At 43.6% G+C, this 11,940-nt stretch carries 12 protein-coding genes and 1 pseudogene; 11 read left to right on the forward strand and 2 right to left on the reverse strand.

From position 1 onward, the window contains the following. Positions 1-16 precede the first annotated feature (16 nt). Both ACNFN4_RS16190 and ACNFN4_RS16195 read left to right on the forward strand, forming a co-directional pair. Complete coding sequence (locus ACNFN4_RS16190; RefSeq protein WP_053284984.1) at positions 17-679, forward strand: hypothetical protein; 663 nt, start codon at positions 17-19, stop codon at positions 677-679. 319 nt (positions 680-998) lie between these two features. Further along, a pseudogene (locus tag ACNFN4_RS16195) lies at positions 999-1,333 on the forward strand (HNH endonuclease). A gap of 217 nt (positions 1,334-1,550) precedes the next feature. Here the strand turns inward: ACNFN4_RS16195 and ACNFN4_RS16200 are convergent. Both ACNFN4_RS16200 and ACNFN4_RS16205 read right to left on the reverse strand, forming a co-directional pair. After that, positions 1,551-2,366, reverse strand: coding sequence for a hypothetical protein (locus ACNFN4_RS16200; protein WP_053284983.1), 816 nt, complete (start codon positions 2,364-2,366; stop codon positions 1,551-1,553). Between the two features lie 291 nt (positions 2,367-2,657). Continuing rightward, complete coding sequence (locus tag ACNFN4_RS16205) at positions 2,658-2,867, reverse strand: hypothetical protein (RefSeq protein WP_032863736.1); 210 nt, start codon at positions 2,865-2,867, stop codon at positions 2,658-2,660. Between the two features lie 559 nt (positions 2,868-3,426). Between ACNFN4_RS16205 and ACNFN4_RS16210 the strand changes: the two genes are divergently transcribed. From ACNFN4_RS16210 to ACNFN4_RS16250, 9 genes are all read left to right on the forward strand, one after another. Further along, positions 3,427-3,576 carry a hypothetical protein gene (locus ACNFN4_RS16210; RefSeq protein WP_223255065.1) on the forward strand — a complete coding sequence of 50 codons (150 nt, stop codon included), beginning with the start codon at positions 3,427-3,429 and terminating at the stop codon, positions 3,574-3,576. Continuing rightward, on the forward strand, positions 3,560-4,237 hold the full coding sequence (locus ACNFN4_RS16215) for an MBL fold metallo-hydrolase (RefSeq protein ID WP_053284982.1): 678 nt from the start codon (positions 3,560-3,562) through the stop codon (positions 4,235-4,237). The genes ACNFN4_RS16210 and ACNFN4_RS16215 overlap by 17 nt, the downstream gene beginning before the upstream one ends. A 314-nt stretch (positions 4,238-4,551) precedes the next feature. Beyond that, positions 4,552-5,421: an ACP S-malonyltransferase gene (fabD, locus tag ACNFN4_RS16220; RefSeq protein ID WP_015417505.1), complete on the forward strand. Its 870-nt coding sequence runs from the start codon at positions 4,552-4,554 to the stop codon at positions 5,419-5,421. 136 nt (positions 5,422-5,557) lie between these two features. Further along, positions 5,558-6,532 carry an acyltransferase domain-containing protein gene (locus ACNFN4_RS16225; protein WP_160182674.1) on the forward strand — a complete coding sequence of 325 codons (975 nt, stop codon included), beginning with the start codon at positions 5,558-5,560 and terminating at the stop codon, positions 6,530-6,532. Position 6,533: 1 nt separating this feature from the next. Further along, positions 6,534-8,774: an ACP S-malonyltransferase gene (gene fabD / locus ACNFN4_RS16230; protein ID WP_448200304.1), complete on the forward strand. Its 2,241-nt coding sequence runs from the start codon at positions 6,534-6,536 to the stop codon at positions 8,772-8,774. Between the two features lie 65 nt (positions 8,775-8,839). Continuing rightward, positions 8,840-9,088 (forward strand): acyl carrier protein, encoded by a 249-nt coding sequence (locus ACNFN4_RS16235; RefSeq protein ID WP_014417817.1) that lies wholly within the window; start codon positions 8,840-8,842, stop codon positions 9,086-9,088. A 51-nt stretch (positions 9,089-9,139) separates the two neighbouring features. Further along, entirely contained in the window at positions 9,140-10,402 is a 1,263-nt protein-coding gene (locus ACNFN4_RS16240) for a hydroxymethylglutaryl-CoA synthase family protein (protein ID WP_448200305.1), read from the forward strand. After that, positions 10,399-11,172 (forward strand): enoyl-CoA hydratase/isomerase, encoded by a 774-nt coding sequence (locus ACNFN4_RS16245; protein WP_448200306.1) that lies wholly within the window; start codon positions 10,399-10,401, stop codon positions 11,170-11,172. Before ACNFN4_RS16240 ends, ACNFN4_RS16245 begins: the two co-directional genes overlap by 4 nt. Before the next feature lie 9 nt (positions 11,173-11,181). Continuing rightward, on the forward strand, positions 11,182-11,931 hold the full coding sequence (locus ACNFN4_RS16250) for a polyketide synthase (protein WP_003154094.1): 750 nt from the start codon (positions 11,182-11,184) through the stop codon (positions 11,929-11,931). Positions 11,932-11,940 lie beyond the last annotated feature (9 nt).

The raw sequence follows: 11,940 nt of genomic DNA on the forward strand, positions 1-11,940 counted from the left end.
TTTAAAAGGTGATTAAATGGATGAGGGAAAAAAAGAGCAGATAAAGGAGCATATTAAAGATTTACTTAAATACAAAAGAATGAGCTCTAATCAAATATTTTTAGAAAGTGTCGGTCTTTTTAAATTATCTTACATAAGATTGTGCTTTTTGATTTTAATATTTGTGGCTGTATTCATATTCCTTAATTTTGTTCTATTTAATGTAGCTAGTGCAATTGATATCATATCGGACATAACAGTAAATGTTAATACGATCATAATCCCTATTTTCACAATTATTGTTACAGGTTATGCTATCTTTCAAGCACTAGCTAACGACCAGACCATGATAACCTTAATTGCAGTAAAACATAAAGAGCACAGTAGCAAATTTAAAATATACAATTTGTATTTTTTGGGTGTGGGAGTATTTTATTTAATTATAATAATCATTAATTTTTTGTTGATGATTATTTTTAAATATTTATCCAGTAATTGGTATTTTATCTATTTGAGTAAGGAAACCAATGAATTAATATCTGCGTTGTTGATTAGTTTTTACATCACTTTTATATTGAATTTTTTAATTGAGCTGAAAAGTGTTATTTATAACTTGTTTCAAGTTTTCGTTACTAATGCCTCATCTAATGGTATAAACTTTTTAAAAAGTGAAATTGAGAAAGAAGAAAAAGATAAATAATCACTTTTATGACATCCATAACGGATGTCTTTTTATTTTAAAAGGAGCTGAGAGGAATGAAGGGTAGATAGGATATAGATTAAGTTGAGAAAGTGATGAGGAGAATTGTCGGGGACGGAGGATGTTCGCGCCACACGGTGCCAGTGATCAATGTACTATATACAGACTGATACATGTCAGCTAACTCCTAATATTTAACTAACGTATGTTCGTATTAAATCCTGCCACTTTTTAGGAGGATTTTATGCATGTACAATAGTGGAGGATTTAGACGTATTTGTACTCTTTACGTTGATGAAAAAAAGAAAAGGTGATTCCAATACCGCTTAAGCCATTGAGGGAATGTAAAGCCAGTGGTGTAAGGCAATTACCAGGGAGGGATATTGTCCAGACCACAGAAACGCTCAGCAGGAGGAAACAAAACAATAACAAGTTTTTATAAATCAACAGATTGGAAACGAACAAGACAACTTGCATGATACGAGACAATTATCTCTGTCAGTGTTGTTTGAAAGATCATTGCTTCACTCCGGCTGACATGGTGCATCACATTGTGGAAGTAAAGAAAGATTGGTCGAAACGATTAGACATGAAGAACCTTGAAAGCTGTGTAACGCGTGTCACAACAAGGCTCACGGCAGCAAGGGCAAGTGACCCTCCCGCTAACAAATCTTTGAAAGGGAAACGAACGGAGAACGGCGATCCCCCTTCTGCAAACAAACACCGCTTTTCAAAGTTCCGAAAACAGCAGAAAGCCCCCTCAGCAAATCTGCCGAGAGGGCTTGGTACGACTGGTTTTGTTGTTGATTTCATCGTAACACGAAGGAATGAAATCCTCCCTTAATGAGAGGGCTTTTTTCATTTAAATTGATTAATAACTTAAAGATTGAGAATAGTTTCTCGCACTGACCTTCATCTTTTCACCGGATCTTTTGTAAGAGACTTTTGCTAAGGTTTCGTTTTCGTCTATGTATGGAGCTTTCCAAAATACAGAGATTTCACTAACGCTTTTGTCTTCTATTGCTGTGCGAGCAGCTAAATCATCACTATATAATTCAATCATTTTCTTAGTTCTTGCTAATGAATTTTTTAAATCAAAGGACAAGTGAACCAGTGCAATGTTTTGACCGTTTTCTTTAGTTCCAAGATCCTGATTGACTTCAATATCTTCGACAGAAACGTTATGTAGGTGTTCATTTACTAATTCTTTAATTTTATTTTCGGGATTTTCCGTTACATCCACATACGGTGAGTCATCTAATTCTGATTGATCACTTTTAGTAATTAACCCATATTCACTTTTGACGCTTAACTTACCATCAACAAAATGAAGAGATACCGTTGCATCATTTTCCAAGCCGTCCTCTCCATCAAAATCATAATCTGGTGATGAATATTTATTAATTTTATATTCAGATTTCGCTTTGCCGCCAACAATTTTTTTGACTTCATCATAAGTCATATCTTCTCTTATTTTTTTATATTCGCCTGGCGTAATGGTCGCAATAGGTTCATCTTCATATTTAAGAAAATGCTTATTAATGAACCCTATTGAAAGTAATATAACGATACATGTAAGAGACAGCCGAAGTCCAGTTCTTCTTGTTTTTCCCGGAACCAGCAATATTACCCCAATAAATGCCCCTATAACCATGAAACCACCAAACAATGCAATAAATAAAGCCATAATGATCTCCTCTCCTATCCTTGAACATAAACATCTTAAAACAAAAGAGGAAGGATTTCCATACTTGCAAGAGTTTGCTGTCACTGAAGATGAACCTGGAAGCACAATAAAAAAGCAAGGGGTCTTTTTGTATGGTCCCGAATTTTTCATTGAATGTTACTAGTGAAAAATCTCTTAAAGAGCAAGATGATTCTCATGGGAAGAGATGGGAGAAGAATTTAAATAAAATTGGAATTTGGTGAGTGGACAATGTGCAAGTCAAAGGGGACTAGTAATTAGCCCCCCTTACATTTAGTTCTTCCTGCGGTTTTTTCTGTTTTTGATCAAACTGAAAACCACTAAGAGAACCACACCGACAGCAACAATATAAAATGAAATTTCTGCTGCTGCGGTATTAATATTCTTAAGAACAAGGATAAGACCTATTAAAACTATAGGAATGATGTAAGTTAGAATTCTTATAGCTTTTGGATTCGGTTCAGCGTTTCTTTTATTTTCCATAATTACCTCCCGTCTAAAGCTTAACACAGGTTAAATTTGATAATCACCAACAATAGTCCCGTTTAAAGGGAAAACATAAGGGGTTAAGTAATCCACCAAGCGGCGTACGTGCCGTTTGGTCCAGAAGATGCTTTATCTCTAGCATAAAAGATTACTCAGGGGAGAATGCTCCGGCTGTTCCAAGAAAGTGAAGAAACAACATCTTGTGTGTGAATTACGTCGTATTTTTCTAATTCGAATTGTGCGTTAATGCCAACTCATAAGCATAACATTGAAATTCGGGTAAGGAGCTAAGGTATTCTGATATATTTTGAGGAAGCCGTATCGGTTTAGGTTAGCTTGAAGAAAAGGATTGAAATAAGAATCAAGATTGAGAGTCATTTAAAGACTGAGTATCCTCTCCGAAATAAAAACTCGATTTGTTTTTCTTTCTTTTTATTCGAAAATTATACCATTCTTCATTTTCTGAATAAAATCTCCTAAAGTATTCATGTAAATGAATATTCTTATTTCCTTATATATTACGATAACAAATTTTAAAAACCGGAGGCTGGTTCTTTTGGTTGATTTGAACAGTTTTTTATCTTTACCGGAAAATCCATGGAAAAACGTGGTGTCATCTGGTAAAGTGGTTACAGTCGGCTGGGCGGCGGCAGCAGTCTGCCCGGATCTTTTAAATGGGAATGGTGACAATGGATCATACATATGAAGTGCATCAAATCAAAACTTATCACCAGATGTGGTCCAACTATTGTTATATTATCGCAGACCGCTCAAAAAAATCTGCGATAGCGGTGGACCCGTCCTGGGAAATCGATAAAATAACCGATAAACTGCATGAATTGGATGTTGAATTATCAGCTATTTTATTAACACATTCGCATTATGACCATGTAAACTTGGCGGAGCCGCTTCAGCAAATCTATCATTCTGATATATACATGTCGTCGGCGGAAATCGATTTCTATCAATTCCGGTGCAGAAACTTAATAGCGCTTGAAGACGGCCAAACCTTTGCGGCCGGAGGGTTTATCATCAGAAGTATACTGACCCCGGGACATACGGCCGGAGGAATGTGCTATTTACTATCTGATCACCTTTTTACCGGTGACACCGTGTTTACAGAAGGGTGCGGTATATGTGAGGACAGGGGCAGCTCAGCTGAAGATATGTTTCACAGTATACAGAGGATCAAAGCCTCCATTCCGCCGCATGTGCGTGTGTATCCGGGGCACTCCTTCGGGGAGAAGCCGGGTCAAAAAATGGAGAGTCTTTTGAAAAACAATATTTACTTTCAGATTGAAAAAAAAGAACATTTCGTGAATTTCCGCAACAGAAAAAATCAAAAAGGGCTGTTTCATTTTAAGTAGCGTATAATTTGGTTCTATCTAACTAGTTTTTCTTTTGGGGTACGGAACTTCTGAAATGAAATGATAGTTATTGCTCGCTTTTTGGTGATGAATGGCTGAGTAACGGTAGTTTGCGGATAAAAGCGCCGGGCAGGCCGAATGGGACATTCTGCTTACGTCTGTTCCGAAAGCCCTGAGTCCGCCTTCTGGCAGGGAAAAATAGGCATTATTCAGGATTCCGCATAGGATAAATTAACTTGACATGGTATTTTTGTGAAGTTACTATCAACTTGAACATGCTTCTTAACTGAATCCGAGAAAGGATGGCTGAGAAAATGATCACATACTTATTCCCCGGACAAGGTTCTCAAAAGCAGGGAATGGGGAGCTCATTGTTTGATGAATTTAAAGACTTAACGGAGCAGGCTGATGAAACACTCGGATATTCCATGAAACGGCTTTGTCTTGAGAATCCGTATTCCAATCTTCATAAGACGCAGTTCACCCAGCCTGCTTTATATGTTGTAAACGCGTTAAGCTATTTGAAAAAAATCCAAGACAATGACATAAAGCCGGATTATGTGGCCGGCCACAGTTTGGGAGAATATAATGCACTGTTTGCAGCAGGTGCTTTTGATTTTATTACCGGCCTGCAGCTTGTCCGTAAAAGAGGCGAATTAATGAGTATGGCCACTGACGGAAAAATGGCCGCCGTTATGGGGTTAACTGCAGCTCAAGTGTCAGACGCCCTTCAAACGCACGGATTACATACGATTGATATTGCCAATATGAATTCTCCTCACCAAGTTGTCATATCCGGACGCAAAGAAGACATTGAAAGAGCCAAAAGCGTATTCGAAGGATTAAAAGACGTTACGATGTTTCATCCGTTAAACGTAAGCGGCGCTTTTCACTCGAGGTATATGAGTGAAGCAAAACAAGAGTTCGAAAAATTTTTACAGTCATTTCATTTTTCTGCTATATCAATTCCTGTCATTTCTAATGTGCATGCCAGACCTTATGAGCAAGACGGAATCCACTCCGTTCTGGCCGATCAGATCGACCATTCAGTGCGATGGAACGACAGCATCCGCTATCTGCTGGACAAAGGGCGGATGGAATTTGAAGAAGTCGGCCCGGGCCATGTGCTGACAGGTCTTATTCACCGCATCAAAAAAGAAACTGAAGCTTCACCCGCCATGTAGCGGAACGCAAGTCAAAATTCTTATCTCACACAATAGTGCCAGCCATACAACATCACGACCACTTCACCTGCACACGACATCACGAAAAACTCACAAATCAATATTTTAAAAAAATAAGCAGCAAAAAGGAGAACAAATGAACCAGCCAATTGTTTTCATGTTTTCTGGACAGGGTTCCCAATACTATCAAATGGGGAAAGAGCTGTTTGCACATAACGCCGCTTTTCGGCAGAAAATGCTTGACTTGGACGATTTTGCAGTCAGCCGTTTCGGTTACTCTGTCCTTAAAGAGATGTATCATACAGGCAATCGTCTGTCTGATCCATTTGACCGCCTTCTTTTCAGCCATCCTGCCATTTTTATGGCTGAGTACGCACTTGCATATGCTTTGGAGCAAAGAGGCATACGTCCCGATTATGTGATCGGAGCAAGCCTCGGAGAGTATGCAGCGGCCGCTGTGTCGGGCGTGCTGAGCGCCGAGGATGCTTTAGATTGCGTGCTGGAACAGGCCCGAATCGTTACGGAAACTTGCCGTAACGGCAGCATGCTTGCGATACTGGGTGATCCGGCTTTATATCAAGATGATCCGCTGCTCGGCGAACATAGTGAATTGGCATCTGTAAACTATCATTCTCACTTTGTCATCTCAGGAGAGCGGGAGCATATCAAAAGGATCATGGACGATCTGAGAGAAAAGCAGATTGCTCATCAGCTATTGCCGGTATCTTACGGGTTTCACTCAGCGCTGGTTGATCAGGCGGAACAGCCGTACAAGCGCTTTTTAGCTCAGAAATCAATCCGGACTCCGTTTATACCGTACATCTCCAGTGCGACAGGAGAGGCTGAGACCGATATACAAGCGGACTTTTTCTGGGATATCGTAAGAAAGCCGATTCGATTCCGCGAAGCGCTTCAATTCGCAGACAGCCGCCAAAAAGGATTGTATATCGATGCCGGGCCTTCCGGAACATTGGCCGCATTTGCCAAACAGATTCTTCCCGCGGGATCGGCTGAACGCATCCGTGCCATTATGACGCCGTTTCATAAAGAACAAACACATTTGCAGCAAATAGAAGACAGCATTTTATCACCGCCCGGAAGGAGACTGTAAGATGATCAGCTTTGTTTTTCCAGGCCAAGGCTCGCAAAAAATCGGGATGGGAGAGGACCTGTTCGGCCGCTATCCTGAATTAACCGCAAAGGCCGATCACATTCTCGGATATTCCATTCAGGAGCTGTGCCGGGACGGAGAACGTCTCAATCAGACTCAATTCACTCAGCCGGCGCTCTATGTCGTCAATGCCCTCAGTTATTTGAAAAAAACAGAAGAAACCGGCTTGAAACCGGATTTTACCGCCGGACACAGTTTGGGCGAATATAATGCGTTATACGCTTCGGGCGCCTTTGATTTTGAAGAAGGCTTACAGCTGGTCAAAAAAAGGGGCGAACTGATGAGCCGCGCAAAAGGAGGCGGCATGGCAGCGGTGATCGGCCTGACTCATGAGCAGGTGACGGATGTTTTAAGAGAAAATCACTTGGATATGATTGATATCGCCAACATGAACACACCGCAGCAAATTGTCATTTCCGGATATAAAGAAGATATTGAAAAAGCCGCATCCGTTTTTGAAGCCGTAAACGGCGTAAAAATGGTTCACCGCTTAAATGTCAGCGGCGCCTTTCATTCCAGATACATGCTGGAAGCGAAGGAAGAGTTTTCACGGTTTATTGAATCTTTCCATTTTAAGCCGCTGTCCATCCCGGTCATTTCAAATGTGACGGCAAGACCCTATGAGCAGAGAGAGCTGAAAGAGACACTCACCGGACAAATAACGGGATCGGTGAACTGGACTGACAGTATCCGTTTCTTAATGGGAAGAAAGAACATGAGCTTTGAGGAAATCGGTCCCGGAAAAGTGCTGACGGGGCTGATTCAAAGAATTACGGCTGAAGCGGATCCGATAACAGATGAAATCAAAGTCCCGGCTGAGACTGGAAAAAGCTCAATTACGGCGGCGTCTTTAGGAAATGAAGAGTTTAAGCGCGATTATCAATTGAAATACGCCTACTTGGCCGGCGGCATGTACCGCGGAATTTCTTCGAAGGAAATGGTCGTCAAACTGGCCGAAAAAGGAATGATGGGCTTTTTCGGAACGGGCGGTTTGAACATCGCGCACGTCGAGGACGCCATTTTGTCAATTCAGCATGAGCTTCGTGACGGCGGTTCCTTCGGCATAAATATTGTACATAACATGAAGCATACAGATTCAGAAGAAAAAATGATTGATCTTTTATTGAAGCATGGGGTTCAGAACTTGGAAGCATCAGCGTTTTTAACGGTTACTCCCGCTTTAGTAAGGTTTCGCGCTAAGGGGTTAAAACGCGGTGCCGGCGGACAAATAATAGCGCGTCAGCGGATTATCGCCAAGCTGTCCCGTCCGGAAGTAGCGGAAGCGTTTCTCAGCCCGGCGCCTGATCACATTCTGCAGAAACTTGCAGCCGAAAACAAAATTACCCCTGAAGAAGCAAGTCTGATGAGAGAAATACCCGTTGCGCATGACATCTGCGTAGAGGCTGATTCAGGCGGCCACACTGACGGCGGAGTTGCTTACAGTCTCATGCCGGCGATCATCCGTTTACGAGATGACATGATGAAAAAATACCGATACGGCAAAACCGTCCGCGTCGGAGCCGCAGGGGGAATCGGAACGCCCGAGGCTGCCATGGCCGCATTTATGCTCGGCGCTGATTTTATTGTGACCGGATCTATTAACCAATGCACCGTTGAGGCAGCGACGAGCGGCCTCGTAAAGGACCTCCTGCAGCAGATGAATGTACAGGATACGGCCTACGCGCCGGCCGGCGATATGTTTGAATCAGGCAGCAAGGTGCAGGTATTAAAGAAAGGGCTGTTCTTTCCGACCCGCGCCTCTAAGCTGCATGAACTGTATCAGCGTCACCGCTCAATTGAAGAAATTGATGAAAAGACACTCAGACAAATAGAAGAGAAGTATTTTAAGGCAAGTGTAAGCAGTATTTATGACAAAGTGAAGGCTCATTATTCGAATGAAGACATTTCAAAAGCCGAACGGAATCCGAAACAGAAAATGGCGCTCATATTCAAATGGTATTTCAGGCAAAGTTCTGCTTCGGCGATTAAAGGAGACCCGGATGCCAAGGTAGACTTCCAGATTCATTGCGGCCCGGCATTAGGCGCCTTTAATCAATGGGTGAAAGGTACGGAGCTGGAGTCCTGGAAAAACCGCTATGCCGATGATATCGGCATGCGGCTTATGGAAGAGACGGCCTCGCTTTTGAATCAGAAGTTAGGTTCATTTTTGCAAACGTGTTGACAAGACGAAATGATAGATTGAAAACATGGAATATTCATAAAAGATGAAACAGGGAGGAACTGACAATGAGTAAAGAAAAAATCTTTGAATTGCTGCAGAACACAATCTACGAGGTTTTGCCTGATTTAGAAGGCGAACAGCTTTCACAGGAAGACCGGTTAGTTGATCTGGGGGCGGATTCAGTGGACCGCGCCGAAATTATCACGATGATGCTTGAAGAATTATCATTGCAGATCCCGCGTGTTGAGCTGACGGGAGTGTCAAACATCGGCGAATTGGCAGCAAAGCTTTATGAAAAGGTACAGGCTGTCTGATAAAACGGTGAAATAATCGGAAACTCAAAATTCATATTGGAGGCGAAGTTCATGGCGGCTGCCGGAATAGAAGCGATAAATGTGTTTGGCGGGACAGCATACCTTGATGTCATGCAACTGGCGGAGTACAGAAACTTAGACCCTGCCAGATTTGAGAATTTACTGATGAAAGAAAAAGCGGTGGCGCTTCCGTACGAAGACCCCGTCACATTCGGCGTTAACGCGGCAAAGCCGATTATCGACCGATTGACAGAGGCTGAAAAAGACAGAATCGAGCTGCTGATTACCTGCTCGGAGTCCGGCATCGACTTCGGAAAATCACTCAGTACATATATTCATGATTACTTAGGCCTCAACCGGAACTGCCGTTTATTTGAACTGAAGCAAGCCTGTTATTCAGGAACGGCGGGTTTGCAGATGGCGCTTAACTTTATTTTGTCGCAGACATCCCCCGGAGCGAAGGCGCTTGTCGTCGCGACGGATATTTCCCGGTTTTTAATTGCCGAAGGCGGCGATGCGTTAAGCGAGGATTGGTCTTACGCAGAACCGAGCGCCGGAGCGGGTGCCGTCGCCTTATTGATCGGTGAAAATCCACTCGTATTTCAGGCGGATGCGGGCGCCAACGGCTATTACGGCTATGAGGTGATGGATACATGCCGTCCGATCCCGGACAGTGAAGCCGGTGACGCCGACTTGTCATTGATGTCTTATCTCGATTGCTGTGAACAGACTTTTCGCGAGTACAAAAACCGTGTGCCGGGCGCTGACTACAAAGAGACGTTTCACTATCTTGCCTTCCATACACCGTTTGGCGGCATGGTCAAAGGGGCCCACCGGACGATGATGCGCAAGCTTGCAAAAGCGAAAAACGCTGAAATTGAACAGGATTTTCAAACCAGAGTAGAGCCGGGGCTCCGCTACTGCCAAAGAGTCGGAAACATTATGGGAGCAGCCTCTTTACTGGCTCTTGCAAGCACGATTGACCAAGGGGCATTCGACACTTCTAAGCGGATCGGCTGTTTTTCGTACGGCTCCGGGTGCTGTTCAGAATTTTACAGCGGCGTTGTGACGCCTGAAGGACAAACGCGGCAGCATTCTTTCAAAATAGAAGAGCACCTGAACAACAGGTACAGGCTGTCCATGGAGGAGTATGAAGAATTGTTTAAAGGCAGCGGTCTGGTGAAGTTCGGAACCCGGAATGTCAAATTGGATATGAATATGATTCCGAACATTTTAGACCATCATGCCGGAAGCCCTCGTTTGTATTTGGAAGAAATCACGGAATTTCATCGGAAATACAGGTGGATATCGTGACCTATGAAACGATAAACGTCCGTTTTCAGCAAAATGTCTGCTTCATCACCTTTGATCGGCCTGAAGCCAACAATACGATTAATGAGCGTTTAGTGGAGGAATGCCTGCACGTTCTTTCTGAATGTGAAGACTCCGTGACCTCCGTAGTGCTTGAAGGGCAGCCGGAGGTATTTTGTTTCGGGGCGGATTTTGATGAGATGTACCGGAAAATGAGGCAGGGAATGCAGCATGCGGAATCGCAGGAGCCGCTTTACCGTTTGTGGCTGGCATTAAAATCCGGGCCGTACATCACAATCGCCCGCGTCCGCGGAAAAGTAAATGCGGGAGGTGTCGGTTTTGCCGCCGCGTGCGATATCGTCATTGCAGAGGAGAGTGCTTCGTTCAGTTTATCTGAACTGTTATTCGGACTTTATCCGGCCTGCGTTCTGCCGTTTTTAATTCAAAGAATCGGATTTCAAAAGACGCATTATATGACGATCATGACAAAGCCCGTGCCGGCACGCCAGGCGCTTGAATGGGGACTTTGTGACGTATGCGTCCCGGACTCAGCAACAGAGCTGAGAAAGCATTTGCTGCGTCTTCGCCCGCTGTCGAAAAAAGCAGTCATCCGCTATAAAAAATACATGGATTCCTTAAACGACCTTGTTCATCGTTCGAAATCCATTGCTTTAGCCGAAAATCAAGCGATGTTTTCAGATCCGGATAACCAATCAGCCATCACCCGTTATGCAGAAACGGGACGGCTTCCTTGGGAAACGGAGAACAGTTAGGAGGATATCATGCCGAACGCCGCAGTTGAACTGCTCGAAATTGAACCGGATATTATCCAAGTGACAATGCAGGATAAAGCCCATAAAAACGCCTTCTCCAAAGAACTGACGGATGGATTGATGGAAGCGTTCACCCGTATAAAAAAATCGTCAGTCTATAAAGCTGTGATTCTAACAGGATACGGCCATTACTTTGCTTCCGGAGGCACACAGGAAGGCCTGCTCAGGATTCAGCAGGGCATCACGAAGTTTACGGAAGACCGCATGTACTCTTTGGCGCTGGAATGTGATATTCCCGTCATTTCCGCCATGCAGGGCCACGGAATCGGAGGCGGGTTTGTCATGGGGCTTTTCAGTGATTTTGTCATATTAAGCAAAGAAAGCGTGTATACCGCAAACTTTATGAAATACGGTTTCACCCCCGGAATGGGCGCTACCTTTATCGTTCCGGAGAAGCTTGGGGCAAGCCTCGGCCATGAAATGCTGTTAAACGGCGGCCACTACCGCGGCGGTGACCTGGAGAAAAGAGGGGTGCCTTTTCCGGTGCTTCCGCGGCAGGAAGTACTAGACTATGCGCAGGAATTGGCCCGTGAGCTTGCGGAAAAACCGAGAAACTCTTTAATTACATTGAAAAGGCACTTGGTGACGCCGTTTCGCGAGCAGCTTCCGGCCGTCATTGAGAAGGAGTTAATCATGCACGATGAGACGTTTCATGATGATGAAGTGAAAAAACGAATCACGACGATGTACGGAGTATAAGACATACAT

This window comes from Bacillus sp. N1(2025) (genome assembly GCF_053470005.1).